Origin of the sequence: Paenibacillus sp. FSL R10-2796, assembly GCF_037965315.1 — a bacterium.
Taxonomy (GTDB): domain Bacteria; phylum Bacillota; class Bacilli; order Paenibacillales; family Paenibacillaceae; genus Paenibacillus_AQ; species Paenibacillus_AQ odorifer.
The window spans coordinates 3,210,573-3,237,181 of the sequence record NZ_CP150178.1 but is presented as its reverse complement, the minus strand read 5'-3'; the positions used below and the strand labels follow the sequence as shown (position 1 = coordinate 3,237,181).

Sequence of the window (26,609 nt, the reverse complement as noted above, 5' to 3'; positions counted from 1 at the left end):
ATAGAGATTTGGTGGGATATAGGATGATTTATGTGGATGTGGGTAGGGAGAGCTTAGTTTTTTTGTGGTTTACTATTGTGAATTTTTCATATGGTGAAATTATGGAATAAATAATTGTACATCGTTGATTTCGTAGAATGATCCTCGTAGAATTAGGTCCACATGCTTCTGCACGATACAAACTCTATCTGGATCAATATACTTCAGTACGATACAAACTCCATCTGGACCCATATGCTTCTGCATGATCCTCGTCCCATTCTTTGTTTGGTTTGATCAATTTTGCTCGTTCGAGCTACTATCGGACCCCATTGACTCTATTCGCTGCTTTTCCCCACTTTTGCTGTGCTATCGGACCCTATGGGCGCTATTAGCATAAAAAGTAACATTTATACAGCTATTCTTGGGGAATAGCTGCACTGGTGTCCGAAACTACTCTGAAAAAGCTTAATATTTGCAAATAGCGTCTTCTCGGTCCGAAAGTTTCTGCGCGAAATAAACTCCATCTGAGCCCACATACTTCTGCGCAAACCAAACTCTATCTGAATCCACATGCTTCAGCACGCTCCCCTCCCATTCTTTGTTTAGTTTGTTCAAGTTTGCTCGTTCGAGTTGCTATCGGACCCCGTTGACTCTATTCGCTGCTTTTCCCCACTTTTGCTGTGCTATCGGACCCCATGGGCGCTATTGGCATAAAAAGTAACATTTATACAGCTATCCTTGGGGAATAGCTGCACTGGTGTCCGAAACTACTCTGAAAAAGCTAAATATTTGCAAATAGCGTCTTCTGGGTCCGAAAGTTTCTGCGTGAACTAAACTCTATCTGGATCCACAAGTTTCTGCACGAAATAAACTCTATCTAAGCCCACATACTTCTGCGCAAACCAAACTCCATCTGGATCAATATACTTCTGCACGATACAAACTCCATCTGAATCCACATGCTTCTGCATGATCCTCCTCCCATTCTTTGTTTAGTTTGTTCAAGTTTGCTCGTTCGAGCTACTATCGGACCCCATTGACTCTATTCGCTGCTTTTCCCCACTTTTGGTGTGTTATCGGACCCCATGGACGCTATTGGCATAAAAAGTAACATATATACAGCTATTCTTGGGGAATAGCTGCACTAGAGTCCGATACTACTCTGAAAAAGCGAAAAATATGCAAATAACGTCTTCTGGGTCCGCATGCTTCAATAGAACATCAATTCGAAAAGAAAAACGCAAAAAAGCGATCCTCCAGTTATTGAAGAATCGCTTTTTTAGGTAACTAATAAGTTCCACTTTGCCAAGTTCATTTTCTAAACGTCCTTCTCAGCTATAATCCCTGCGCCACTCCGCTTTCCAAGTAACCTCTCCTAAGCACTATTTCATAGCGTTTTTCTCCATAAATTCATCTTTCGTCAATCCAAACAAAAGTAAATCTAAATATTGTCCATTTGTATAAATAACTTTACGGCGCACGCCTTCTTGAACACAACCCACTTTTCTAAGCATAGCTGCTGAGGGTTCGTTACCTTCGAGCGCACATTCGTTAAACTTGTTTGAGTCTAAGCTCCAAAAAAGCATACTTCAACAGGATGTTGATAGCTCTTGTCCCATACCCCTTACCTCGATGGTCTCTATCCACTTGCACGCCTATACTGAACGTACCATTTTTCTCGTCTATGCTATTAAGATTTACTCCACCCACATATTCACCATTCAGATTTTCGATCGTAAACATCAGTCGCTGTGATGAGAATTCTGCAAATGTGAACAGATCTTAGTCTTATTTTCTCATCCTGCCAAAAATAATGACTGTAATCTATCTCTCTCATCTTATACCTCCGAGTTAATAATTTAGAGATTATGATAACACATCTACAGGATTATATTGGTATAGTATTTTTAAAATCAACTTTACGGTTAAAAAGCATAGTATTATATATTCATAAAATGCGAATCCCAAAATCATCTGAAATAGAGGTATATTCTATGAATGAATATCAATTGATTAGCGATTATAAACACATCGATAAATATAAGCTTAGCTTCAATTCTTTAGCCCAATCAATCTTTGGTATTGATTTTAAACCTTGGTATGAACAAGGGGGCTGGAATGACAAATATATTTGTTATTCCTTTATCGATGAAGATCACGTCATTGCGAATGCATCTATTAATAAAATGACTATTCTCATCAACAAAAAAGAATACAACGCCATCCAAATTGGGACGGTGATGACACATCCTGATTATCGTATGCAAGGTTTATCCCGAAAATTAATAGACCACATTATCGCTAAGTACGAACATGAATACGACTTCCTCTACTTATTTGCTAATGAGCGCGCTTTGGATTTTTATCCTAAATTCGGGTTTGAACGCATGCAAGAAAGCAGCTTTTCACTTAACGTTGCTCATCTTAGCAATCAGCCAACTACAACCTACTCTGTGCGGCCTTTATCTATAGGTAACCCCGTTGATTTTAGCATGATCAAAAATTTTGCAGTCAAAAGAACACCGGTATCCTCCGCGCTAAGTGTGATAAATAATGAACATCAGCTGCTGTTTTATTTTATTCTTCCTTTTCACGATTCCTTTTATTATATTGAAGAGGCTGACGTTATTGTGATCTTTAAACATGAGGATCATCAGCTTCATATTTTTGATATTATTAGTACAACAAGTTTTGATATCAACACAGTATTGAAAAGCATTATTTCTCCGGATACTGAAGTTATACATTTTTATTTCACACCAGATTATCCAATCGATCAAGTTAAGGCAGAATTAATTTCCCAGAGTGAAGATACCTTATTTATACGTCCGCTATTAAAAGAACTCCCTCAACATTTCATGTTTCCTATTACCTCTCATGCCTAGTTAACAAAAAAAAGGCTGCCATTTGGCAGCCTTTCTTAGTCGTGCATAGGAATATACATACTCTGTATCTCTTGTACTCCAGGGACAAATCCTAGATTTAAATAAACAGACTCCGCATCATTACCTTCCATGACATATAATCTTAGGATCGGATACTTATCTTTCAGGAGATTTAGTCCTCTTTTCAACATCAGTGTAGCAATCCCTTTTCCTCTGTAAGCAGGTATTACACCAATACTGTAAACCGCTGCGTAATCATCTTGTAAACCCAAAAGACAATTCGCAATTAGCTGTCCTGATTTCTTATCATACACAAGCGTTGACGCTGTCAATAATTCTTCATTTGTATAATTAGGTTCTTCACTTGGGATAAAATCTTCATAAGAGAATTTCTTTCTCCTTGTTGCCTCAAGACTTCCATCAAAGCTCGCATAGTTACATTCGGCGATCTGCTCTTCAAGAATAAATCGTTTAGCGCCCATTCCATTATCTTCGATCTGAGGACTTTCAATCCTTAACTCTTCGTTCCATTCGACCTCAAAATAATCTGTAGGACGGTGCATCCAACGGCATCTGAACTCATCAGGCCAAAACCCCGCCCGCGCAAATAATTGAACCTGGTCTGGCAGAACCTCGAAGGTTTTTATCGGTTTTGTTCTATCCGACCAATAAATCAAAAGCTTTTTTAATAGCTTCAGCACCACAAATGTATCGTTAAACGGTGGAATAACAAATAAATGATATATCCGGTTAGGCGACATCCTTACTCCACCTATTTTAGACTCGCCTTTATAAATCCAAAAAGCGTTTCTTTGGGCAGAATTGAACCTTTCTTCTTTAAAAAAACCGTTATATTGCATATTATAATAAATGGAACAATACAGTCCCCACTCTTCTGAGTCTGCCTTACGAATAGAATAATCATTATTTAAGTCATATGAAATCTCGTATTCAGACCATGCCATTAATTGCATTTACATTTCCTCCTCGCTAGTCCTATCACCTTCTGTATTCCATAGTATCACTTCTTAAAGTAAATGTTTGGTAATAAACTGTTATATTAATCTTTTGCCGATTTAAAGCAAATGCTTTTCTTTTATCTTAGAAACGGCTTGTACCCGGTTTTTTAACCTCTAACTTTTGATAAGCTTGACGTGCCATCAGCATACGCGCGAGTGTGATTTGTTCGTATTCCCGGGCAACATTAGGTTTATCATTTGCACTAATATGCCTTTTCGTTAGCCATTCATCACCGCTACTTAACAGTCCTTGCGAGAACTGAATTCGAATATATGCGGCTTCCAGCAATCTTTCCCTGCCAGGAGAATGATATTGCTTAAGTTCCGCAATAGCTGTCTGCAAAACCTCCGCTGCATCTTCCACATGACCTATTGCTTTTAACATTTTAGCTTGCAAAATAACCCCTGGTACCCACATGCTTCGAGGAATTACACATAACAAGCACTTTGTCCAGTTGGACATTTGCATCTTTAAGATGATTCTTTTCATAGAAAAGATCCACCAAAAATACAAAACCATGACCTTGTAACGTTTACTATAGATGCAAATTTCTCTATGCCTTCCCTGTTTTGGTCCAATAGCTCAACGAACGTATCCACGTCTCCCTGATAAAATGCAACCGAAGCACGATACAGATCCAACCGCATTTGAATTACGGCTTGCTCTTTTTCCGGAATAATAAATTCCTCTTCCATGAAAAGTTCAACCTTTGTAAGAAGCGTTTGGCATCATCTGATCGTCCAGCGACAGCCATCGAACCCGCTTGAAAATAAAATAAATCAAAGTGCACAATCATATTTTTGATCGACAACTTATCTAGTAAATCTAGCAATGTAGATTCATCGCCATCTTTGATAATTGAATTGAAAGGCCTATCCATACATGATGCAGAAAACGTATAATCCTCTGCCTCAAAAGCATGCTGGATAGCTTCCAAGACCAGCCCTTCCTGAAAAAGAGCGGAAGGCAAGAATTAAACCCGCTGCCCATCCTTCTGTTTTTTTTCCAAGCAAAAATAACTCATCTTGTGAAAGCTGCTCGCTCAAGGATTGAGATTGTAGCTCATCTATTTCGTCAAATGTAAACCTCAGATCATCGTAACTTAATTCTAGTAGTTCCTGTTGTGCTCTTAGGCGGGATAAGGCGAGTGGCGGGAGAGTTCTACTCAATATTACAAGCTTCACATTAGCCGGAAGATGTCCGATGAAAAAGCCCATACTCTCATGAATCGATTGATTCGTAATCGCATGATAATCATCCATTATAAGTGTAATAGAGCCTGGAAGAGAATGCAGATCGTTTAATAAAAGAGGAATCGCAGTTTCTACTGAACCGTCACGAATAGACTGGATAAACAAATCCAAGCGATTTAAAAAGGGGCGAAAGATTCTCTCAATTGCAGCATGCAAATTTAACCAGAACCGTACAAGATGGTTATCTGCAAGCTATGCAACCTCATCGGAATGAGTACGAGCCCATTCGGCCGCAAGTGTCGTTTTTCCAAACCCAGCTGAGGCGGCAATAAGCGTCACTTTGGCACGATTTTCATCCATGAGTTTAAACATTAATCTTATGCGCTGAACATAATAAGGAGCCTGTTTTAACCATCTATTAAGTAGTAACATAACATTCTAGCTTTCTGACATCCAATATCAAAAAAAGACCGCCAATTGGCAGCCTTTTCTCTAATATATTCTTGAGCATAACCAAAAAGCTGAACCCACTGCGATAATGCCTGCCATAGATACAAACAGGACATACCCTTTCTTTGTTCTAGTAACGGTGTGTTTATCATAAAACTCTGGTTTTCGAACGATTCCAAACCATAGATCAGCAATTAAATTCACGACTACTAAAGAAAAATTCTTTAATTTACTCATGTTATCTCTCCTTGTACATGTTTGGATTCATCTCTAACCTTTCAAGCTCTGAGCAAAACCTGACCTCCATGAAGGGTATGATGGACTCCATCCGTAATCCATTCGAGCTTTTGTATTGGACGCCCCCCGTTCCCAGCCTTCTCTGCCCATTTGCAAAGGAGGTCTAGGAGCTCCCAAGATTTCAGAAAAAACAGGCACCCAATCTATTCCTCGCGCAGGTTCATTGTCCACAATATTAACTGGACCAGAAGGCCAGTTCAGAGCAAGCGCCGCCGCGTTAGCTGCATCCTCCACGTGAAGGAATGACGTAACCGCTTCTGTTGCAGTCAGTCTCCCTTGTCGAATTTCTTCTGTCATTAATCCCGCAGTATCATACCAAGTCCCTTGGCCGTACAACATTCCGTACCGCAAAATCACATGATTAGGAATTTCTGCAACTGCCTTTTCAAGTGAGCGGATACCCTCAATGGTTCTCATCCGGGATTCAGAAGCATTAGTATCTAATGGAGTATTCTCCGTGGCAGGTCCCTCACCAGCTTCATAAGCCCAAGAGATACTTTGAGCAATAATCTGTTTAACCCCGTTTGTCAGTGAAGCATCGACAATATTTCGTGTTCCTTCTATTCTTATCCTTGAATTATCTGCAAAATTCCGCTGACTTAATGAAGTCAGCTGATGAATTACCACTTCAGGTTGGGCTGCTTGAATAGCCGCAAATATAGACTCACGCTCATACACATCCGCGATTACCGCTTGTGCCCCTAAGCTCTCAAGGATTGTTTTGTTTTCTTCTTTATGGGTCAGACCGATAACCTCATGCCCCGCTTGTAGTAACTTAGGAAGCAATGACCGTCCAATCACACCTGCAGCACCTGCAACAAAGATTCTCATCTATTCCCTCCTTTTCGCTGTGCTGTATCTTATGGCATAGCTAGAGACAAAGCATAATTTGAATGATTATCCATATGATACCACATATGCAAAAAAGACTGCACCTCACAGTCTATTGCTAAGAGGTGCAGTCTTTGATTTTTTTCATTTTATAAAGTGTTTCATCCAAAAATAGCAGCTTGTCTTTTATAAAGATCTTCCAATACTAAGCAAGCCATTGCTTCAACAACCGGCACGATTCTCGGACAGATACATGGATCATGTCTGCCCTCCGTTTTAATCTCAACTTCTTCACCATTCGTGTTTATGGTCTGTTGAGTAACAGAAATCGAGGATGTAGGCTTTACACTTATTCGAAAAATAATCTCTTCTCCTGTGCTGATTCCGCCTATAATCCCGCCGGAATGGTTACTAAGAAATCCATCCTTATTCATCGCGTCATTATGTTCACTTCCAAGCATAGAGGCCGCTTCGAATCCAGCTCCAAACTCTATTCCTTTTACAGCACCAATAGATAACATCGCTTTAGCTAACTCTGCATCCAATTTATCAAATACGGGTTCTCCAAGACCCGGAATAACCCCTCTAATCCGACACTCCACGATACCTCCGCAGCTGTCTCCAATCGAAGCTAAGTGTTCAATTTTTTTAATCATTTCAGCTCCAGCCTTAGCATCACAGGCGCGGACTGCATTTTGTTCAATAACATCTTCATCAAAGGTTTGACACTTAATCCCTCCGACCTCTTGCGTGTAGGCTAGTACCTCAACCCCTCTTCTTTCGAGCAGTTTCCGAGCGATCGCTCCGCCAGCTACTCTTGCCGCTGTTTCCCTGCCTGATGCCCGTCCACTGCCTCTATGATCGCGAATTCCGTATTTCTGCAAAAAAGTATAATCCGCATGGCCGGGTCTAAATGAATGCTGAATATCGTTATAGGCCTCCGGTTTCATATCTTTGTTGTACAGAACTACAAAGAGTGGAGTTCCGGTTGTTTTCCCTTCGAATATTCCTGATTGTATTTGCACCACATCATATTCCTTACGCGGTGAAGTTACAGAGGACTGGCCTGGTTTCCTTCTATCCATCTGTTTCTGAATATATGCTTCATCAATTTCAACATTAGGTGTAACTCCATCCACTATGACCCCAACCGCTGCACCATGTGACTCTCCAAAGGTAGTAATCTTAAATACTTCTCCAAATGTGTTACCTGCCATAATATTCAAACCTCCATTACCGACTCTTTTATTATTTATATATCCAAATTATAATAAGATTGTTGCGATTAATGAAATCACATTTTCAACAGACTGTCATAGAGGTGATCTATATCAAATTCTTTAACCTTGAATGGTATCGTATTTTTTTATATACGGCTCGTTACAAAAATCTAACAAAGGCTGCAAATGAATTGCATATTACACAGCCATCCGTAAGTTATGCCATTAAACAAATGGAGGATTCTTTAGGCCTCAAATTATTTCATCGTTTATCTAAAGGTGTAGAGCTAACCGAGGAAGGACGGGCGTTATTGGAATATGTTGAGCCCTCTTTAGTCATGCTGGATTCTGCACAAAAGCATCTTCATAATCTAAAGCAATTAAACGAGGGAGAAGTTCGGATTGGAGCAAGTGATTCCCTTATAAAAAATCTTTTGCTGCCGCAATTGAACGCATTCCACAAACAATATCCCGGCATACGAATTCGGCTATCACACGGAAAAACGCATGAGATCACCAAACGTTTGAAAGAAGGCGAAATAGACTGTGCGCTCGTCCATATGCCTATTGACGATCCACAATTAAGTATTCAGACGCTTGCCACCCTTGAGGATTGTTTTGTAGTGGGACGAGCCTTTCAGGAACTGGCAAACCGTTCGCTTACGGCAAAAGAACTTGCAGAGTTACCTTTTATTTTATTATCCCCAGAAAGCAGCACCAGACTGTTTGTTGATCATTGGTTTGCTGGTAAGCGGTTGTCCGTTAAACCAGATATAGAGCTGGGCAGCATCGATTTACTCTCTGAATTTGCAAGACTTGGTTACGGGGTAGCCTTTATTAGCCGTTCTTTTGTAATTGAGGAGATTCAAAAAGGAGAACTTTTCGAGTTGCAATTAGATGATCCCCCTCCACCCCGGAATATAGGCTTCGCAATCCATCGCGATATGAGGTTATCCGTGGCAGCTGATTCTTTCGTCCGCATGCTTCGTATCCTTGATTAAGATCGTGCAAGGTAACAGCATATAAGGACACTGCGTAACGGGGCATGTGCTTAGCAACCATAAGGTCGCTGCGGAACGGGGCATGTGATTACCAACCATAAAGACGCTGCGGAACGGGGGGATTTCGTAGCTGCAAACCGGGGGCTTATGCTCAGTAGGATAAGGACACAGAGTCCGGGTGCGCTTACGTAGCAATACAAGGACACAGTGGAACGATGCACGTACGTAATAGTAAAAGGACTCTAGGGAACGGTGCATGTACGTCAGCGGAACGATAACCCTCCAACAAAGGTTACAGTGATCGGGTACGCATAGATAGCAGTACAAAGACAGCACGTGCGTTGCAGCATAAGGACACTCCGAAACGATGCAGGAACGTAGTAGCAAAGGACACAGCGGACCTTAACCGCAATATTATTCAATATTTGGAGCCCTATCGGACCCCATTGCAGCTATTGGCATAAATAACAGCAAATATGAGCCTCATTCTATAGAATAGCGTCCATGGAGTCCGAAATCCTGCTGCAAAGACCAAAAATTAGCCAATAGCGTCATCTGGGTCCGTACACCTCAGAAGAGGATGAGCAAAGGGGGATTCCGGGAGGCGCGATGGACTAAAAATACAAAAGGAGCGATTCTCCATTAAATCGGAGAATCGCTCCTTGTAACCTTTTACCGCTTTTAAAGCAGGTTATTATAATGTTATATTTTATCGCGGTTGTAGACTTCAGCCGTCCGATCCGCTCTGTTAGCCATCGAATTTCCTAGTCTAGTGTCTTCGTTATAGACGCCTTCGTAACGCTGAGTATTCAGCGAACGGTTACCGCGGAACACATCATGTGCTTGATAGCCGCGTCCATTATCATCGACTAGTACAAGGATTTTGCCGCTTTCCACATAACCTTCGTACTCTTTAGCCTCATCCTCAGGAATACCGAGTCCGATCAAGCCGCCGACTAATCCACCTGCGCCTGCACCAACTGCTGCACCTGTAAGGGTTGCAACTATAGGCCCTGCCGCCAGAATCGGTCCAATCCCCGGAATCGCCAATGCTCCGATCCCTGCTAATAGTCCGGCAACGCCGCCAACTACACCACCTGTAGCAGCGCCTGTTGCTACTCCTTCTGGAGCTTTTGTGCCTGTATCCTCTGAGATGTTTCTAAGCTCATCACGATCACGTGTGATTACTGATATTTCATCATTATTAAATCCTTGATTGTGAAGTCCTTCAATTGCTCTGGTTGCTTCTTGTTCTGTGTCGAAAATACCTACGATTTTTTTAGTCACTTGAAGCCCTCCTTAGTAATTGTCTTCGCTAGTAATTACCCTTTAAACGGGAGACCAAACATCTAAGGAAAAATTTCAAGAGCATATGTAACCATAAATTATTTTACAGGACGTGTACGATTAGTCGGAATAGCCTGTAATGGGTCATCTGGCCAATAGTGCTTCGGGTACCGTCCCTTCAGATCTTTTTTGACCTCAAAATAGGTCCCCCGCCAAAAACTTGCTAGATCAGAGGTTACCTGCACAGGTCGTCTAGCTGGTGACAAAAGATGCAGCAATACTGGCACTTTTCCCCCTCCAATTCGAGGTGTGTCCAGCTGTCCAAACATCTCTTGCAATCTTACTGCCAATACCGGGGCAGCAGGATTAGTATAATCTACAGGCACACGCGAGCCACTAGGAACAGATATATATGTAGGTGCCTCCTTTTCCAGCATCTGCCGCTGATTCCAGTCTAACATCCCCTCAAGCGCTCGCGCTAACGGTACACGCTGAAGGTCGCGGAGGTTCCTCATACCTTGCAGATATGGCAAAAGCCATTCATCCAACGTAGCAATTAAAGCAACATCTGATACATCCGGCCAATCTGAACGTAAGGTATGCATAAACATCAAACGTTCGCGAAGCTGTATGGTTCCCTTCTCCCACGGTAGGATTTCAATGCCATCTGTAGCGATGACACTTAATAGTACATTTGCCATTTCTTCCGCGGAGGGTCTTTCATGTGAAGTTTCTTTTAAGACCAACGCGCCGAGCATTGTGCGACGACGTTTCTTCACACTTCCACTTTCTTTATCCCAATACACATCCGCTTCCTCGGTGATGCGGTCTGCATGATAGGAAAGCAGTTGTCCTTCTTCTATCTCAGCTGCCAGCATAATTGCGCCCTGTGTAGCGCGATCATCGATCGAAGCAGCTACGATATAAGATGACCGGGCCAGCGGTTGCCCTTCCCGCATGGCCGCCCCCCGACCGGAGGAGAGCAGAAACGCACCATCGCCGCGTTTCTGCCCGATCCGGTCGGGATAGGCGAACGACAGAAGCAGCCCGCAGCGGCTGATGTCGTTCACGTTCTCGCCCGGCGCGGCTTGCAGCTGCGCCAGGAAGTGGCGGCTCTCGCGCAGCACAGCGCGCAGAGCCGCCGGGTCCGCTCCGCCGCTATCAGCGGAGCGCTCGAACCGGAGCAGCGCCTCAACGCGGAGCGTGAGGTCGCAATCTAGGGCCGCGGGACCCTTGAAAAGGTCCCGCTCTTGCAGCAGCGCCGCCAGCCGGCAGGCGAGCGGTGCTGTGCCAAGCTCTGCCGCGAGCAGCAGCATATGCGCGGCTCGCGGGTGCGCGCCAAGCGCGGCCATGCTGTGGCCGTGCGGCGTAATAGCGCCGCCGGCGTCCAGCGCGCCGAGCTGGCGCAGCAGCGCGGTGCCCTGCGCAAAAGGCGCAGCGGGCGGCGCGTCAAGCCAAGATAGCGCGGCAGGATCGCGCACGCCCCACAGCGCCAGCTCCAAAGCGAGCTGCGCAAGGTCCGTCTGCATAATCTCCGGCACATTGTCATCCGGAAGTCGATTATGCTCCTCCTGACTCCACAGCCTGTAGCACACGCCAGGGGCTGTTCGTCCAGCACGTCCCCGCCGTTGATCCGCGGAGGCTTTCGATACCGGGACTGTCGTCAGACTTGGCATTCCTGTGCGTGGTGAGAATACCTGTGTACGGCGCTGCCCTGTGTCAATTACCGTTCGCACGCCTTCAATCGTTAGACTTGTCTCAGCGATAGAAGTCGCAAGCACTACTTTTCGTTCACCTTGAACAGATGCAGCCACGGCTGCATCTTGGATATTTTGTGGCAGCTGGCCATATAGAGGGCGAATTACCGTCTGCTCTGCCAAGCTTCCATTTTCCAACTCACTTTGAGTTCTGCGTATTTCTCTTTCCCCCGGTAAAAAGACGAGAATATCTCCGGGTTGTTCAGCAAGCGCACGTCTCACAGCAGCTGCAGCAGTTTTTTCCAGTGGAAGATTCCCAGTAGTTGGCACATAGATTGTTTCTACAGGATAGGTTCTGCCCGGACAATTTACTACGGGCGCATCGCCTAGTAAAGCAGACACCCGCTCACTGTCCAAGGTAGCTGACATGATAAGAATCCTTAGATCCTCCCGCAGCACAGCCTGTGCTTCCAGTGTAAGGGCAAGTCCCAAATCCGCATGAAGACTGCGCTCATGGAACTCATCAAAAATAACTAAACCCACATCACCCAAAGAAGGATCGCTTTGCAGCATTCTCGTTAATACTCCTTCAGTGACTACAACAATCCGCGTATTTTTGCCTACTTTAGTGTCATTCCGCATCCGATAACCTACCGTCTGTCCAACACTTTCTCCAAGGCAGGATGCCATGTAAGTGGCGGCAGATCTAGCAGCAAGCCTTCTAGGCTCTAACATTAAAATGCTTTTACCCGCCATCCAGGGCTCGTCCAAAAACGCCGGAGGCGTTCCTGTTGTTTTGCCTGCACCCGGTTCAGCGATAAGTACTGCTGCCTGCGCAGTGTTAAGTATGTTTTTCAGGTCAGGAAGCACCTGTATAATCGGAAGTTGTTTCATTCTATCTCTCCATCGTCTATAATCATATGTTATAATTTCCCTTGAAGTTATCTTAGATCATCTTCATCATGTGTGAAAAAACCTTAAAGATCAAGACTTACCATTCATACCCTCTATAATATTAATAAGGAGACTTACTATGATATTCGTAACAAAAGCTACAATTTCAGATCTACCCATGCTCACCAAAATAGACAGCAAGATCATTGGCAATGAAAGCCGCAAATCGAAGATTGAAAAATATATCAAGCATGAGCAGTGTTACGTAGCATCACATAATGGAACGTTTGTAGGATTTGCTTGCTACGATACCACCTTTTTCGAATGTTGTTTTATTCAGCTGGTCATTGTGGATCCTGAGTTCAGACGCCTAGGCATAGCCAAAACACTCCTTAGCTACATCGAGGAACAATGCCCAACCCCCAAGCTTTTCACCTCCACCAATGAATCCAATACGATCATGCAGCAACTATGTCTTTCTCAAGGGTTTGTTAAAAGCGGAGTCATTGAGAATTTAGATGATGGCGATCCGGAATGGGTATATTTTAAACAAATTAGATGAGTATACATGTTTAGTTACACATAACAAGCAAAAAGGCAGCTCTTCTGTCTAAAACGACCAAGAGATGCCTTTTTATTTTACACTATTTATTCTGATGTCCAAATGACTGTAGGCATTTAGGCAGTAACGTAACCAGCGTTATTCCTCTTCCTTTATCATCTGTTCGTGTATTTGAGCACTGTATTGCATAAAAGCAGGGTTACTATCCAAGCCGCGTTCACGTAATAACTCCTGTAGACGCAGTCTTTTCATTGACAGTTTTGACCGCAAAGCCTTGCCCTCACTTGTTTCTGCACTTCCGCTATTATGACACGCCGCTAGCAATCCTTCCAACGTAACACATTCAGCTCGCAGAGAGATTTCCTCAGGCACTAGTCCGGAGTTCTTCATGATTTTAAAAGACATCCGCAATTCTTCCGGCACACCCGATAAATCCTCGAGCTCCAGCGGCTTGCCATGCCCAGGTAAATCTCGAAATTCCCCGTTACGCATAGACTCCTGAATTCGCTGCTCAGCTAACCAAGACATCATCCCCATATACGCAGCCTCCTTCACTAATACCACACTATTAACTACCCTGCCTAAGCAAAAGTAGATTTTACGGAATTGCGTTAATTTTAGCATAAAAGACTTAGGATTTGCATCAAGGTGCCGGAATGCTTTCTCAGATCTTTCCTATGCTGTTAACTATAGGGATGGCGAGCTATTTACTCAAATGCCCCTTGCCCTCCTCGCACAGTTGAATAGCTCAGACTCTGTAACTATCGTACACAATGCATATTCTAAGCCCATAACCGCAACGTCAGCATACACTGGCCACCGTGAAATGTTTGGACCCAGGAGCTCTTGCTTGTATACTACATCCTTTATTACACATTCATTACCTCTTCGTCGCCATTGATCGTTCGGACCCAGCAGCTCTTGCTCGTATACTACATCCTTTGCATCTTCATTACATCTTCATTACATCTTCGGCGCCATAGATCGTTCGGACCCAGCAGCCCTTATTTCACTAATTTAGTCCATTTCGCTGTACTATCGGACTCAGTTGCACCTATTCGCTCAAATACGCCCTACTTTTGTTCAAAATCGCGGCATTAAGCGCTATGCGGTCCGATACTTCTAATAAACACACCAAAAACTCCAAATAGCTGCAATACAGTCCGATACATTAGCGAATCCACGCCTCCGCAAATCGTTCGGGCTCAGTAGCTCTTGCTCGTATACTACATCCTTTGCATCTTCATTACATCTTGGTCGCCATAGATAGTTCGGACCCAGCAGCCCTTATTTCACAAATTCAGGCTTATTCTCTCTGCTATCGGACTCAGTTGCACCTATTCGCTCAAATACGCCCTACTTTTGTTCAAAATCGCAGCAATAAGCGCTATGCGGTCCGATACTTCTAATAAACACACCAAAAACTCCAAATAGCTGCAATACAGTCCGCAACGCCGATGCATCCTCGCTACCATGTAACGTGCGGACTCAGATGACCTTATTTCACAAATTCAGGCTTATTCTCTCTGCTATCGGACTCAGTTGCACCTATTCGCTCAAATACGCCCTACTTTTGTTCAAAATCGCGGCATTAAGCGCTATGCGGTCCGATACTTCTAATAAACACACCAAAAACTCCAAATAGCTGCAATACAGTCCGATACATTAGCGAATCCACGCCTCCGCAAATCGTTCGGACCCAGCAACTCTTGCTCGTATACTACATCCTTTGCATCTTCATTACATCTTCGGCGCCATAGATCGTTCGGACCCAGCAGCCCTTATTTTACTAATTCAGGCTTATTCCCTCTGCTATCGGACACAGTTGCACCTATTCGCTCAAACACGCCCTACTTTTGTTCAAAATCGCAGCAATAAGTGCTATGCAGTCCGATACTTCTAATAAACACACCAAAAACGCCAAATAGCTGCAATACAGTCCGCAACGCCGATGTATCCTCGCCACCGTAGATGCTACTGTTTACTTCCGCCATTCATCACTCATTTATCCCTTTCTTCACTCACTTTTCACCCTCATCACACACTTATCCCTATCTTCACTCATATTTTCCTCGTCTTGCACACTTATCACCTTCATCACTCCCTTATCTTCGCCAACACTAACTCCGCGCCGTACGCAAATCAAGCTCGTGGATTTGCTTATGACCTTATTTCTCCCGCTATTTTATTACCCTCTATACCCTATAAGTTACGCTTCAGCCACACAGCCGGATCGTGCAATTCACACACGCGATTGCTATACTCTTTCTAATGAGCCTCAACTCAATAAAAAAAGGACTACCGCAGTAGTCCAAAGGAGAAATATAAATGTTAGCTAACATCCAAAAAAAAGATCAACATTATGTCGCTCGTTTCGAACGCCAGTTAAAGCATTCCGCAACTGAGATTTGGTCCTATTTGACCGAAAATGAGAAGCTTGCCTTATGGTTCTCTGAATTAAAAATTGAGGACCTGCGTGAAGGCGGACTTATAAAGTTTGATATGCAAAACGGAACGTTTGTTGATATGGAAATTACCGTGCTGCAGCATCAATCTATTTTTGAGTTTACATGGGCTGAGGATCTTGTTCGTTTTGAGTTATACCCTAATTCAGAAGGCTGTTTACTCGTCTTGAACGAAACACTACAAACGCTTACCCCGCATACACCACGAGATCTCGCTGGCTGGCATGTTTGTCTAGAAGTGATCCAACATCTTTTGGAAGGCACGACGCTGGAGTCACGGAAAGACGAATGGAATAAATGGTACGAGCAATACCGGGAAGCGATCTCGAAATTAGGATAACAAGGACTCCGCGCCGTCAATTACGATTTGAGCACCTGTAATATGGATAGATTCATCCGAAGCCAAAAAAGCAACGAGATCAGCGACATTATCCGGCTTGCCCGGTCCATCTGCCAAGGGTTGCGCTCCATCAGGGAATTCAATCGGAATGACGATTGCTTCAACATCCTCGCTCATTTCAGTGGTTTCATCTATATTCGTAGCAATAGCCCCAGGGCAGATAACATTCACACGAATCTTAAACTTAGCAAGCTCGAGAGCTGCCATTTTGGCAAAAGCCACCTGTCCAGCTTTGGTAGTGCTATAAGTAGACCACCCAAAGCTGGCAAATCTAGTGTTCCCATTAATGGAACTAGTAATAATAATACTGCCCTTCCCTTTATCTTTCAGATGAGGAATAGTATATTTCAGAGTCAAAAAAGTCCCCGTCAAGTTCACCGACATCGTACGCTCCCAGTCGCTCAAGCTTAGTTCTTCTATCGGGCCCACAGCGCCATTAATTCCCGCGTTAGCGAATACTACATCCACACCTCCGAATTGTTCCACCGTACAACGTACGGCTTCCTCCATCTTTTTCTCATCCGAAGTATCTACCTCTATGGCCAGCGCGCAATCTTTTCGTAGCTTATTAAGCTTTTCTGCCAAGGAAGAGGTTCTTTCAAGATTTAAATCGAACAATGCTACATTTGCACCTTCCCGCGCCAGCTTAATAGCGGTGGCACGGCCAATTCCCGAGCCCGCTCCGGTTATAATCGCTGTTTTTCCAATAAATCTTTGTTTTTTAGATATGTTTGGGCTCATATGTAATCTCTCCTCTAATGTCTGTAAGATAAGTACTATGGATCAAGATTACCCAAATAAACCTGTAATGGAATCATCTCGTTCATAAATCTTCAGAATTTAGGCACGCCGCACAAAAAAATCTCCCCATTCAATAAGATGAGCGGAGAGTTTGTTTCGAATATTTTGATTTTTTTGATTGTTTCGATGTTCGATGTTCGATGTTCGATGTTTCAATTATTTCAGTTCAGTTGTCCAGCTTGCGTACGTCCACTTTTACAGTCAGTGTTCCTGCTCCGCCGCGATATACCCCTTGTACAGGTACTATATCTTTATAATCCCGTCCATGACCCAGCTTGATATAACGCCAGTTCACTTCAACATTATTCGTCGGATCAAAACCAAGCCAGCCCGTACCCGGAATATGGGTCTCCACCCAAGCATGTGAAGCCTGCTCGAAATTAGCATTGCTGCTCTGTAGATCACCGACAAAATGATATCCACTAACATATCTTGAAGGCAGACCCACACTGCGGCAGACAGCGATCATAAGATGAGCATAATCCTGACAGACCCCCCGCTTCAGCTTGAGGGCTTTTTTTACCGTTGTATTTACGCTTGTTGCCTCAGGATCATAGGTGAACTGTTCATAAATCGTCGAAGATAACTTCAGAATCCATTCATACATATCCTCAGCTTCACTAAAAGGGTACTGGGAAGCGAACTCCACTAATTCAGGAGTCACCTCGGTATAACGGGTCGGCAAAATAAACTCAATATAACGGTTCTGAAACTTTTCATCATTTAATAGTTTAACTTGCTCTTCAAGGCTGGTTCGCGGAAGATCGGTACCCTGGGCTTTATCCAGCGTTACTACAGTAGCTTTCGTATGGATTACCATTTCCGTATGTGGCTTATTAACCGAATAGGCATGCACCCGATTACCGAAGAAATCCTCATACGTTAATAGATTAGCTGCCGGAGATACTTCAACCTCATGGTGATAACAGGATTGCCGATAGTTGGTGCGTGGGGTAAGCCTGATTTCATTGACACTGTCCGTAACCGGCTCTGGATAACTGTATGTGGTGGTGTGATTGATTTGAATCTTCATACAGATACTCCTTCTCGCCGAAAAAAGGCGCCCTCCATCGTTTTGCCCAGTCTCTGGCAAGATATTACGAGTGATTGCAGCACATCTTCCACCAGTTCACCGGACATTTCCTCTTTCTCCATATAATCCAGCTCTGCCTTCAGCTTTCCTGCTTGACGGATGACCTTTTCATGACCTGAGCCTTTTTCTGAGGAATCTAATTCAAGCCTAGCTAAATGTTCTTCCAGCTGGTGAAAAGAAAAGCGGATCGAACGTGGAAATTTGGGATTTGCGATCAAAAAATCTAAAATGCTCTCCGGTGACATAGCATCTGCATAATAACGGCGAAACGCCTGATAACCACTTACCGATTTCAGCACAGCCTGTAACTGAATATAAATTGCATGAAGCTCTTTAAAACGGCAAGAGGCAATAACTGCCTGCAAAATACGCGTCGTATTCTCTGCACGTTCCAGAAAACGGCCGCTCTCTATAAAATGCCATTCATTTCCCCTAAGCATTACGGATTGTTCTGCTCCTAGAAACATAGCCGCACGTTCCTTCACCTGCTGGTAGAAATGATGTGGGCCACTCATAATATCAGCGACTGACCGCTCCCCAAGCCATAGATTAAAGCTGTTGACGATATCCCATAGCTCACTTGGAAGATGCTGACGCAGTGTGCGAAGATTATTTCTAGCATGATGTACGCAAGAGAATAATGAATTCGAATTGCCCAAATCGAGTGTAATAAAGGATAACACGTCCTGTTCAGAAAAGGTTTCGAACTGCTGCAAATACTCACTTCGAACTCCTAATGCATCGATAAGCCTCGACCATTTATGTCCTTCTTCCTGAAAATCCTCTTCCTGCTGGATATGATAATGTACATTGATTAGCCGCGCATGATTCTCTGCCCTTTCAATATATCGGCCGATCCAGAATAAAGCCTCCGCATTTCGATTCAGCATCTTTAGCCACTCCTTTATCCTCCAAATTGATGCTGCATATTTTTGATTCACAATCAAGGCTTACAAGATATAGATCAAGCCATAACCCAAGTATCCTTTACGCCACCACCTTGCGAGGAATTCACAACCAGTGAACCTTCTTTCATAGCCACTCGTGTTAATCCACCAGGTATGACATGCGGCTTCCGGTCTGCGCCCATTAATACAAAAGCCCGAAGATCGATATGCCGGGGTGCCATAGTGCCTCCCGACAATACTGGCGCTCTGGACAAGGACATAATTGGCTGTGCCACATAACGGTCCGGATCGGCAATAATTTTCATTCGGAACTCGGCTAATTCTTCTTTGGTCGCCTCACTTCCGATCAACATCCCATATCCTCCGGATAATGAGGTTTCTTTAACAACCATTTCGGATAGGTTCTCAAGAACATACAGGCGTTCATCGGGTCTGCACAACAAATACGTCGGCACATTACCAAGGATCGGCTCTTCATTCAGATAATAACGAATCATATCCGGTACATAGACATACATCGCTTTATCATCTGCAACACCGGTTCCCGGAGCATTAGCAATCGCTATGTTACCTGCCCTATATGCATTCATAAGTCCTGCCACACCCAGTAAAGAATCAGGTTGAAAGGCCAGCGGATCAATGTAATCATCATCCAACCGACGATACAGCACATCCACGCGACGCAGTCCGTTCATTTCTTTCAAATATATTTTGTGATCCTTTGTTACCAAATCTCGTCCTTCGACCAAATGTATACCCATCTGCTGTGCCAAAAAAGCATGTTCATAATATGCAGAATTGTATTCTCCAGGCGTTAGGAGTGCTATAACCGGATCTGACCTTCTTGAAGGAGATAGACTACGAAGCACGGATAAGAAGCGATTTAAGCTATGATCTACATCTCGGATGGAGCTGGCAAAGGACAATTCAGGAAACAATTGATTCATAAGCGTTCTGCCTTTAAAAAGATAGGAAAAGCCGGAGGGTGTTCGCAGGTTGTCTTCAAGTACATAATAATGTCCATCGTGGTGGCGGATCAGATCGATTCCTGAGGTGGTGATATAAGCTCCACCGGGCACTCGCAGACCTGACATTTCTGGCCGGAAGTAACAGTTGGAAATAATCATACGCCTAGGGACGATGCCATCTTTAACAATGTATTGCTCATGGTAAATGTCATGAATGAACAAATTCAAAGCTGTGATACGTTGAATAATTCCAGCTTCTAGCCTCTCCCACTCATTCTTAGGGATTATACGTGGAATCATATCGAAGGGGATCGTTCGCTCCATAGGATGATCCTGAGCCGGGTTGTAAAGCGTAAAGGTAATTCCTTCTTCCATCATCCTACGCTGCATTAAATTTTGCTTCCCTTGCAGCTCTTCGGAGCTCATTCCGGAAAACATGCGATTCACATGTCTGTAGTGCGGCCGGACATTCCTCTTATCAGCATACATTTCATCGAAAAAATGCTGTAATGGATACGGAGACAGACCTGGCAGAGGATCTAATTTGGACATGAGCCCGACTCCTTTCGATAGATGTAATCTTTGTTAACAACTTATACTTTCATTTCAGAAAACATCCATGGAAATATTGGTTTATATTCTCATAATACGTAAATCCACTCGTTCATGTCAACATATATAACAGAGAAATGTGATTCCGGAGATATTTGTATTTTTTGGAATCGCTTCCTTTCTCTCTTATATAGGTTGCCGGAGATGAAATGTAGATTCATCATTGAATTGTATGCAGGAAGTGTGACAAGCATTACTGTTATGAATTTTTCATATAATGTATTTTTTATATAGTTGCCTGAGGATGTGGATTCATTGAGTATGGTATAATTTGTTGCGATGGGAGAGTGACCTATGGAGCACAAATATACTATGTCAATTGAGCAGGAAGAGACTAGGCGGAATCACATTTATCTGTTATTTGGCCTGTCTGAAGCGGGATCAATGAAGGTAGCCCTTAGTCATCTGGGTTGTCGTCATTTAATACGAGTACTTTCATTTAATGAGACGTTCTCTGCTGGACCGTTGCGTGGATTACATAATAATGAAGGCTATCATACCCGTGAGTTATGGTTTCAGGAACGATTTCCGGATCAGGGTTATCATTTAAATCCCCAGCATAAACTGGCAGCCATGATTCAGACCTTAAAAGAAATTCCCGAGGACAAAAAAATCACTATTTGGTGCGGAGATAAATCCCATGATCAGACAGGTTTACGATTTGCACTTTCTATTCTTAGTGAGAGGACGCAACCTATTCATGTTATTGATTCAGTCAAGGCTTATAGGGAGATTGCTGCTCCATTTGAAATCGGCTTATATCCCAGAGCACTTAGTCAGCTCCCAAATGAAGTTCTGCAAAAAATTATAAAAATTACCGAAAACACATCCCCTATCACCTCCGCTCAAAGAAAACAGTATGAACTAGAATGGCAAAAAATCAGCAACACCGAGGATATGCTTAGAGTTTGGGCTGATGGCCAGCTTATGAATGTTCCCGAGAGTTACTATGACGAAGAAATTCTTTCTTTAATTCTGCAATTTCAACAGTATGAGGATCGAGATGGCTACGTAAATGCAGGTCTAGTTGTAGGCACAATTATAGGGCAATGGAATTTGTATCTCAGTACCTCATTCATAGAATATCGCTTCTGGAGGCTAATTAGTGAGGGAAAGCTGTTATTTAAAGGGATCCCTTACGCGATGCATTTATACTTTCTAAAAGTCGCTTAGCAGTTGCTACAAAATGACGGACAAACCCTTTATAAAAAAGAAAAGGAATGCCCTCCTAACTAAATATAGCTTCGAGGGCATTCCTTGTAAATATGACTTCTTTATGTTTATATTGTGCTGTTGACTACACTTGCTCTTCCGATTCTTCTGACTCTTCTTCCTCGGCAATTAATCCGGCAAAAAGAGCATGTACGAACTGCTGCGAATCAAATGGCTGCAAGTCTTCCATTTTTTCTCCAAGACCTACAAACTTCACCGGCAAATTCATTTCCTGACGAATCGCTACAACGATTCCGCCTTTAGCCGTACCGTCCAGCTTCGTCAAGACCAAGCCAGTGACGCCACTCTTTTCACCAAATAACTTGGCTTGTGTAAGTGCATTTTGACCTGTCGTAGCATCTAGCACCATCAGTACCTCATGTGGAGCACTTGGGATTTCTCTTTGAATGACGCGGAAGATTTTGTTGAGCTCTTCCATCAGATTGCTTTTATTCTGCAGTCTGCCAGCAGTATCGCAGATTAAGATATCCACGTTGCGTTGCTTTGCCGCTTGGACCGCATCGTACATTACAGCCGCCGGGTCAGAGCCTGCTTGTTGTTTAATGACATCTACACCTGCGCGTTGGCCCCAAACCTCAAGCTGCTCAATCGCTCCGGCACGGAACGTATCCCCTGCAGCCAAAAGAACTTTTTTACCTTCTTGTTTGTAACGATGAGCCAGCTTGCCGATGGTAGTCGTCTTGCCCACGCCATTGACCCCAACGAACAAAATAACCGTAATTCCATTCGGATTTTCCTTCAGGCTGTTATCATCATCTCCACGCAGCAGCTCCATAAGCTTACGGGACAAAATCGGCTTCAGCTCGGCAGCATCTTCAATCCGATTTTGCTTCACTTCGGCACGCAAATCCTCGACAAGGGTCATAACAGTGTTTACACCCACGTCTGCACCAATCAAAATCTCTTCCAGCTCTTCGTAGAACTCTTCATCTATCTTTTTGCGGCGGATGATAAGGTCGGAGACCTTCTCTACAAAACCTTTACGGGTTTTCTCTAATCCGTCGCGGAATTGTTTCGTTACACTTTCCGTTTTGCCGGAAATGCTTTCTTTTAATTTTCTAAAAAAGCTCATTTGGTTCCTCCTAAAAGTTTCTCTTCTTTGATGAATTTAAGCAATCTCAGCTTCTTCATCCTCTAAACGTACTGAGACGAGCTTGGAGACACCGCCCTCTTCCATCGTTACTCCGTATAACACGTCCGCCTCTTCCATCGTTCCTTTGCGGTGCGTAACGACGATGAACTGAGTTTGTTCAGAGAACTCGCGTAAATACTGTGCAAAACGAACAACGTTCGCTTCATCGAGCGCAGCCTCGACCTCATCCAATACGCAGAACGGAACTGGCTTCACTTGCAAAATAGCAAACAATAACGCCATCGCAGTTAGAGCGCGTTCACCGCCTGATAAAAGCTGCAGATTTTGCAATTTTTTACCCGGTGGTTGGGCTACGATATCTATACCTGTTTCCAGCATATGTTCCGGATCCAGAAGCATGAGATCCGCTCGCCCGCCGCCGAACAGCTTTGAGAACACGGTCCCGAACTGTTTGCGGATCGCATCAAAGGTCTGTTTGAAACGTTTGGACATTTCATCTTCCATCTCGCGGATTACTTGATACAAGGTAGTCTTAGCTTCGACTAGATCATCTTTTTGTCCACTGAGGAACGTATACCGTTCATGGACCCGCTGATATTCTTCGATCGCCCCTAAGTTAACCTCTCCTAGCGCAGAAATACTGCGCTTCAAACGCTGTACATCGGCTTGTGCGGCAGGTACATCTTCAGGCACTGGATATCTCTGTTTTGCTAATTCATAACTTAGCTCGTAGTCATCACTCAGCTTGCGGAGAATATTATCCAGCTCCACATCGAGTCGACCGACAGAAACTTCAGTGGCACGCAGCTTGTCCTCGACTACTTTAAGGGCCTGACGTTGATCTTTAGTCTTGCCTTCCTCAAGTTCCAGCTTACGGGTTAACGCTGTACGCTCAGCACGCGCAAAATCCAAAGTTCCAGTCGTCTCTTCCTTCTTCAAGCGGTAACTGTTCAAATCTTCCTTCTGCTTCACAGCTTCCAAAGCATTGTTAGCCAGATCCTGTTCAATCGTATGTAACAGATTTCGATTCTGGCGCAGCTCCTTGTCCTGTGAACCCACATCTTGTCTTAGGCGACGTAACTGCTCCTCCAGGGAGAATATCTCCTGATCGAGCTTGCCTTCCGAGACTTTCATACTGGTCAACTTGCCTTGCAGCTCTTCCTTAGCTGATTCATTCGCTTTACGCGCTGATTCAGCGTTACGGATACCCTCATGGGCTTCCTTTTCTTCCTTTTCAAGGCGTTCAAGCTCAGCAGTGGCTTGCTTCCGCGTCTCTTCAAGCGCACGTACTTCATTCTCAAAGCCGCTGCGTTCCGCACCTGTGCTCTCCACTTGCTCCTGCACATGCCGAAGCTCATGCTCGAGCTGCTTCAAATCACCGGAGACTCTTTGCTCTTCCAGTCTTTTCTCATCGCCATCACGGCGCAGGTCCTCCAACTTCACGCTAGCGTTCTCCTGCTCCTCACGAAGTCTGGCAATGCCTTGCTTCAGCTTCACTATTTGACGTTCGCTTTCTTCAATCTCACTGCTTAATTGATCCAGCTGACGTTTACGGCTAAGCAAGCTATTATTCTTCTTATGCTGGCTACCCCCGGTCATCGAACCGCCGGCATTAACTACATCGCCTTCCAGGGTAACTACCCGATAACGATATTGGCATCTAGCGGCGATACGGTTCGCTTGCTCCAAGCTCTCCGCAATAACCACATTGCCGAGCAAACTGCCAATAATGCTAGTATATTTATCATCGTAACCAACAAGTTCGGAACCAATTCCAACAAATCCGTCAGCATCACCCACCATACCACGGTCACTGCCAGAAATCTGGCGCGGCCGGATAACATCTAGCGGAAGAAAGGTAGCTCGTCCCAGCTGACGTTGCTTTAGAAATGATATCGCTTGGCGGGACACAGTCTCATTATCCATGACCACATGCTGAAGTGATGCGCCTAGAGCAGTCTCAATCGCCATTTCCAGCTTCTCCGGAACAGAGATCAGCTCCGCAACCGCACCATGCACACCGTTGAGCTGTCCTTTGCGCGCACCCTTGAGCACTTCTTTAACCCCAAGCATGAAGCCGTCGAAATCATCCTGCATCTCTTTCATGGTCTCATGACGAGAGACTTGCGCTTCCCGCTTCTGTTCCCATTTCCGAAGACCGGACTGTGTTTCTTCGATCAGCTTCTGACGTTTACTGAGCTGCTCACTTTCAGTGATATAAGCCCCGCGAAGATTGCTAAGCTCCTTCCCCAGCTGGGCAATCTTGTCCTTCAGCCCTTTCTGGTTGGCAGACAACTCTTCATGCCGGGCTGTCCATTTGCCGCTTTCTTCTTCACTGCGGCTCATACGACGTTCCAGATTCTCCTTTTGCTGATCCGCGTAACGAATTTCGTTACGTGCATTCGCCATAAGGTTCATTAGCTCCAAAAGAGCACTTTTGAGCTTTTCTTCCTGGCTCTGGCTAATCCCGTCTGCCACACCTTCAAGCCTTGTCTCTTCATCTTCGATCTGTTTCCGAAGATCCACAAGCTTAAGCCGCGATTGTTCAAGCTTAAGCTCCAGATCCACGACTTCACGCTGACGATCTGCAGAACGCTCGCCAACCGAACCTAACGTGAGCATTAACTGCTCACGATTACTTTCCAGATTGCGCTTGCGTTCCCTCAGCACTTCACCGTAACCTTCACTCTTCTCAAATGCTTCGCTATAACGCAGCAATTGCTCTTGCTGCTTCTCGATCTGTGCTTCGATTGTGCGCAATTCAGAGCGCCCGCTCTCCAGCTTGGCATCATGAGCCGAAACCACAGTAGACAGCTCCAGCTGCTCGTCCTTCAACGTTTCAAGCTTAGCGTTACCTTCCTGCCAAGCGGTATGAATGCCTTCAATCTGGTGTACGTATACTGAAATTTCCTGATGTTTTAATTGTTCGCGAAGTTCCTTAAAGCGGATAGCTTTCTCGGACTGATCCTTAAGTGGCCCAATCTGATCCTCAAGCTCACTGATCAAATCATGAATACGAAGCAGGTTCTGCTCGGTATCATCCAGCTTTCGACTTGCGTCTTTCTTGCGCGATTTATATTTTACAATACCTGATGCTTCTTCAAAGATGCCTCGCCGATCTTCGGAACGAGTACTTAGAATTTCTTCAATCCTACCCTGCCCGATAATCGAATACGCTTCGCGTCCGATACCGGTATCCATAAACAGCTCTGTGATATCCTTCAGACGGCAGGACTGCTTATTAATTAAATATTCACTATCTCCACTGCGGTGGACTCTCCGAGTCACTGTAACTTCGCTGAAATCCAGCGGAAGTGTGTGATCTTCATTATCAAGCGTAAGTGATACTTCGCCATAATTCACGGCTTTACGCGCATCACTTCCAGCAAAAATGATATCCTCCATCTTGCCGCCACGCAGTGATTTAGCACTCTGTTCGCCGAGTACCCAGCGTATGCCGTCAGAAATATTGCTTTTGCCGCTTCCGTTCGGGCCAACTACAGCCGTTATACCGCGCACAAACTCCATTTCTGTTTTGTCGGCAAATGATTTAAAACCAGCTAATTCTATCCGTTTCAAAAACATACTTGCCAATCACCTCTGACCCATTATACCATAGCGTTTGTACCCTAAAAAACCATTAAGATGTACCTTATCCTTTGTAACGCGGAACATATAAGTTCTTATATTGTCGAAAAAGAGCAGCAACGGTCTGAG

The 26,609-nt window shown here is 44.2% G+C and carries 25 protein-coding genes; 5 read left to right on the top strand and 20 right to left on the bottom strand.

From position 1 onward, the window contains the following. Positions 1-99: 99 nt before the first annotated feature. From NST58_RS14735 to NST58_RS14725, 3 genes are all read right to left on the bottom strand, one after another. Complete coding sequence (locus tag NST58_RS14735; RefSeq protein WP_339248540.1) at positions 100-246, bottom strand: hypothetical protein; 147 nt, start codon at positions 244-246, stop codon at positions 100-102. Positions 247-812: 566 nt separating this feature from the next. Next, positions 813-953, bottom strand: a complete 141-nt coding sequence (locus tag NST58_RS14730) for a hypothetical protein (protein WP_339248538.1) — start codon at positions 951-953, stop codon at positions 813-815. Positions 954-1,533: 580 nt separating this feature from the next. Next, the gene (locus NST58_RS14725) at positions 1,534-1,725 is read right to left on the bottom strand and encodes a GNAT family protein (protein WP_254847608.1); all 192 of its coding nucleotides are present in this window, start codon (positions 1,723-1,725) and stop codon (positions 1,534-1,536) included. A 251-nt stretch (positions 1,726-1,976) separates the two neighbouring features. Between NST58_RS14725 and NST58_RS14720 the strand changes: the two genes are divergently transcribed. Further along, a complete protein-coding gene (locus NST58_RS14720) occupies positions 1,977-2,867 on the top strand; it encodes a GNAT family N-acetyltransferase (RefSeq protein ID WP_076183777.1) in 891 nt (296 codons plus the stop codon). Positions 2,868-2,902: 35 nt separating this feature from the next. Here NST58_RS14720 and NST58_RS14715 read toward each other — a convergent pair whose 3' ends face one another. The 7 genes from NST58_RS14715 to aroC form a co-directional block, all read right to left on the bottom strand. Continuing rightward, on the bottom strand, positions 2,903-3,841 hold the full coding sequence (locus NST58_RS14715; RefSeq protein WP_339248535.1) for a GNAT family N-acetyltransferase: 939 nt from the start codon (positions 3,839-3,841) through the stop codon (positions 2,903-2,905). 127 nt (positions 3,842-3,968) lie between these two features. Then, complete coding sequence (locus tag NST58_RS14710; protein ID WP_339248533.1) at positions 3,969-4,376, bottom strand: hypothetical protein; 408 nt, start codon at positions 4,374-4,376, stop codon at positions 3,969-3,971. 163 nt (positions 4,377-4,539) lie between these two features. Beyond that, positions 4,540-4,824, bottom strand: a complete 285-nt coding sequence (locus NST58_RS14705; protein ID WP_339248530.1) for a hypothetical protein — start codon at positions 4,822-4,824, stop codon at positions 4,540-4,542. After that, positions 4,799-5,296, bottom strand: a complete 498-nt coding sequence (locus NST58_RS14700) for a hypothetical protein (protein WP_339248528.1) — start codon at positions 5,294-5,296, stop codon at positions 4,799-4,801. Before NST58_RS14700 ends, NST58_RS14705 begins: the two co-directional genes overlap by 26 nt. Positions 5,297-5,572: 276 nt before the next feature. Next, positions 5,573-5,767: a hypothetical protein gene (locus NST58_RS14695; protein WP_076126143.1), complete on the bottom strand. Its 195-nt coding sequence runs from the start codon at positions 5,765-5,767 to the stop codon at positions 5,573-5,575. 33 nt (positions 5,768-5,800) lie between these two features. Further along, positions 5,801-6,658 (bottom strand): NAD(P)-dependent oxidoreductase, encoded by an 858-nt coding sequence (locus NST58_RS14690; protein WP_076280747.1) that lies wholly within the window; start codon positions 6,656-6,658, stop codon positions 5,801-5,803. Between the two features lie 161 nt (positions 6,659-6,819). Further along, on the bottom strand, positions 6,820-7,875 hold the full coding sequence (gene aroC, locus NST58_RS14685) for a chorismate synthase (RefSeq protein ID WP_076126139.1): 1,056 nt from the start codon (positions 7,873-7,875) through the stop codon (positions 6,820-6,822). A 71-nt stretch (positions 7,876-7,946) separates the two neighbouring features. On the opposite strand from aroC, the gene NST58_RS14680 reads away from it, so the two are divergent. Then, positions 7,947-8,879, top strand: coding sequence for a LysR family transcriptional regulator (locus NST58_RS14680; RefSeq protein WP_076218037.1), 933 nt, complete (start codon positions 7,947-7,949; stop codon positions 8,877-8,879). A 702-nt stretch (positions 8,880-9,581) separates the two neighbouring features. On the opposite strand, the gene NST58_RS14675 is transcribed toward NST58_RS14680, so the two are convergent. Continuing rightward, positions 9,582-10,166, bottom strand: a complete 585-nt coding sequence (locus NST58_RS14675; RefSeq protein WP_076126136.1) for a general stress protein — start codon at positions 10,164-10,166, stop codon at positions 9,582-9,584. A 98-nt stretch (positions 10,167-10,264) separates the two neighbouring features. Further along, a complete protein-coding gene (hrpB, locus tag NST58_RS14670; protein ID WP_339248526.1) occupies positions 10,265-12,757 on the bottom strand; it encodes an ATP-dependent helicase HrpB in 2,493 nt (830 codons plus the stop codon). A gap of 139 nt (positions 12,758-12,896) precedes the next feature. Here hrpB and NST58_RS14665 point away from each other — a divergent pair, with 139 nt between their 5' ends. Further along, a complete protein-coding gene (locus NST58_RS14665; protein WP_339248523.1) occupies positions 12,897-13,319 on the top strand; it encodes a GNAT family N-acetyltransferase in 423 nt (140 codons plus the stop codon). Between the two features lie 138 nt (positions 13,320-13,457). Here the strand turns inward: NST58_RS14665 and NST58_RS14660 are convergent, their stop codons facing one another. Together NST58_RS14660 and NST58_RS14655 are read right to left on the bottom strand one after the other, a co-directional pair. Continuing rightward, positions 13,458-13,856, bottom strand: coding sequence for a DnaJ family domain-containing protein (locus NST58_RS14660; RefSeq protein WP_076218040.1), 399 nt, complete (start codon positions 13,854-13,856; stop codon positions 13,458-13,460). A 1,313-nt stretch (positions 13,857-15,169) separates the two neighbouring features. Beyond that, positions 15,170-15,313 carry a hypothetical protein gene (locus NST58_RS14655; protein ID WP_339248520.1) on the bottom strand — a complete coding sequence of 48 codons (144 nt, stop codon included), beginning with the start codon at positions 15,311-15,313 and terminating at the stop codon, positions 15,170-15,172. A 334-nt stretch (positions 15,314-15,647) separates the two neighbouring features. On the opposite strand from NST58_RS14655, the gene NST58_RS14650 reads away from it, so the two are divergent. Then, positions 15,648-16,124: an SRPBCC family protein gene (locus tag NST58_RS14650; protein ID WP_339248517.1), complete on the top strand. Its 477-nt coding sequence runs from the start codon at positions 15,648-15,650 to the stop codon at positions 16,122-16,124. Here the strand turns inward: NST58_RS14650 and NST58_RS14645 are convergent. From NST58_RS14645 to NST58_RS14630, 4 genes are all read right to left on the bottom strand, one after another. After that, a complete protein-coding gene (locus tag NST58_RS14645) occupies positions 16,116-16,925 on the bottom strand; it encodes an SDR family NAD(P)-dependent oxidoreductase (protein ID WP_036686506.1) in 810 nt (269 codons plus the stop codon). The two genes, NST58_RS14650 and NST58_RS14645, sit on opposite strands and share 9 nt — an antisense overlap. A gap of 226 nt (positions 16,926-17,151) precedes the next feature. Continuing rightward, positions 17,152-18,018, bottom strand: coding sequence for a transglutaminase family protein (locus tag NST58_RS14640; protein ID WP_339248514.1), 867 nt, complete (start codon positions 18,016-18,018; stop codon positions 17,152-17,154). Further along, positions 18,015-18,968 carry an alpha-E domain-containing protein gene (locus NST58_RS14635; protein WP_076126125.1) on the bottom strand — a complete coding sequence of 318 codons (954 nt, stop codon included), beginning with the start codon at positions 18,966-18,968 and terminating at the stop codon, positions 18,015-18,017. The genes NST58_RS14640 and NST58_RS14635 overlap by 4 nt, the downstream gene beginning before the upstream one ends. 74 nt (positions 18,969-19,042) lie before the next feature. After that, complete coding sequence (locus NST58_RS14630; RefSeq protein WP_076279025.1) at positions 19,043-20,506, bottom strand: circularly permuted type 2 ATP-grasp protein; 1,464 nt, start codon at positions 20,504-20,506, stop codon at positions 19,043-19,045. 354 nt (positions 20,507-20,860) lie between these two features. Between NST58_RS14630 and NST58_RS14625 the strand changes: the two genes are divergently transcribed. Beyond that, complete coding sequence (locus NST58_RS14625) at positions 20,861-21,739, top strand: DUF1835 domain-containing protein (protein ID WP_339248510.1); 879 nt, start codon at positions 20,861-20,863, stop codon at positions 21,737-21,739. A 124-nt stretch (positions 21,740-21,863) separates the two neighbouring features. Here NST58_RS14625 and ftsY read toward each other — a convergent pair whose 3' ends face one another. After that, a complete protein-coding gene (gene ftsY / locus NST58_RS14620; protein ID WP_036686498.1) occupies positions 21,864-22,871 on the bottom strand; it encodes a signal recognition particle-docking protein FtsY in 1,008 nt (335 codons plus the stop codon). 36 nt (positions 22,872-22,907) lie between these two features. Then, positions 22,908-26,477 carry a chromosome segregation protein SMC gene (gene smc / locus NST58_RS14615; RefSeq protein ID WP_076126122.1) on the bottom strand — a complete coding sequence of 1,190 codons (3,570 nt, stop codon included), beginning with the start codon at positions 26,475-26,477 and terminating at the stop codon, positions 22,908-22,910. Positions 26,478-26,609: the final 132 nt, after the last annotated feature.

What these genes read in the sequence shown, in the direction of transcription:
- NST58_RS14735 (WP_339248540.1), bottom strand. Translation starts at nt 246, where the DNA reads ATGCAGAAGCATATGGGTCCAGATGGAGTTTGTATCGTACTGAAGTAT.
- NST58_RS14730 (WP_339248538.1), bottom strand. Translation starts at nt 953, where the DNA reads ATGCAGAAGCATGTGGATTCAGATGGAGTTTGTATCGTGCAGAAGTAT.
- NST58_RS14725 (WP_254847608.1), bottom strand. Translation starts at nt 1,725, where the DNA reads ATGTTTACGATCGAAAATCTGAATGGTGAATATGTGGGTGGAGTAAAT.
- NST58_RS14720 (WP_076183777.1), top strand. Translation starts at nt 1,977, where the DNA reads ATGAATGAATATCAATTGATTAGCGATTATAAACACATCGATAAATAT.
- NST58_RS14715 (WP_339248535.1), bottom strand. Translation starts at nt 3,841, where the DNA reads ATGCAATTAATGGCATGGTCTGAATACGAGATTTCATATGACTTAAAT.
- NST58_RS14710 (WP_339248533.1), bottom strand. Translation starts at nt 4,376, where the DNA reads ATGAAAAGAATCATCTTAAAGATGCAAATGTCCAACTGGACAAAGTGC.
- NST58_RS14695 (WP_076126143.1), bottom strand. Translation starts at nt 5,767, where the DNA reads ATGAGTAAATTAAAGAATTTTTCTTTAGTAGTCGTGAATTTAATTGCT.
- NST58_RS14690 (WP_076280747.1), bottom strand. Translation starts at nt 6,658, where the DNA reads ATGAGAATCTTTGTTGCAGGTGCTGCAGGTGTGATTGGACGGTCATTG.
- aroC (WP_076126139.1), bottom strand. Translation starts at nt 7,875, where the DNA reads ATGGCAGGTAACACATTTGGAGAAGTATTTAAGATTACTACCTTTGGA.
- NST58_RS14680 (WP_076218037.1), top strand. Translation starts at nt 7,947, where the DNA reads ATGAAATCACATTTTCAACAGACTGTCATAGAGGTGATCTATATCAAA.
- hrpB (WP_339248526.1), bottom strand. Translation starts at nt 12,757, where the DNA reads ATGAAACAACTTCCGATTATACAGGTGCTTCCTGACCTGAAAAACATA.
- NST58_RS14665 (WP_339248523.1), top strand. Translation starts at nt 12,897, where the DNA reads ATGATATTCGTAACAAAAGCTACAATTTCAGATCTACCCATGCTCACC.
- NST58_RS14660 (WP_076218040.1), bottom strand. Translation starts at nt 13,856, where the DNA reads ATGGGGATGATGTCTTGGTTAGCTGAGCAGCGAATTCAGGAGTCTATG.
- NST58_RS14655 (WP_339248520.1), bottom strand. Translation starts at nt 15,313, where the DNA reads ATGGCGGAAGTAAACAGTAGCATCTACGGTGGCGAGGATACATCGGCG.
- NST58_RS14650 (WP_339248517.1), top strand. Translation starts at nt 15,648, where the DNA reads ATGTTAGCTAACATCCAAAAAAAAGATCAACATTATGTCGCTCGTTTC.
- NST58_RS14645 (WP_036686506.1), bottom strand. Translation starts at nt 16,925, where the DNA reads ATGAGCCCAAACATATCTAAAAAACAAAGATTTATTGGAAAAACAGCG.
- NST58_RS14640 (WP_339248514.1), bottom strand. Translation starts at nt 18,018, where the DNA reads ATGAAGATTCAAATCAATCACACCACCACATACAGTTATCCAGAGCCG.
- NST58_RS14635 (WP_076126125.1), bottom strand. Translation starts at nt 18,968, where the DNA reads ATGCTGAATCGAAATGCGGAGGCTTTATTCTGGATCGGCCGATATATT.
- NST58_RS14630 (WP_076279025.1), bottom strand. Translation starts at nt 20,506, where the DNA reads ATGTCCAAATTAGATCCTCTGCCAGGTCTGTCTCCGTATCCATTACAG.
- NST58_RS14625 (WP_339248510.1), top strand. Translation starts at nt 20,861, where the DNA reads ATGGAGCACAAATATACTATGTCAATTGAGCAGGAAGAGACTAGGCGG.
- ftsY (WP_036686498.1), bottom strand. Translation starts at nt 22,871, where the DNA reads ATGAGCTTTTTTAGAAAATTAAAAGAAAGCATTTCCGGCAAAACGGAA.
- smc (WP_076126122.1), bottom strand. Translation starts at nt 26,477, where the DNA reads ATGTTTTTGAAACGGATAGAATTAGCTGGTTTTAAATCATTTGCCGAC.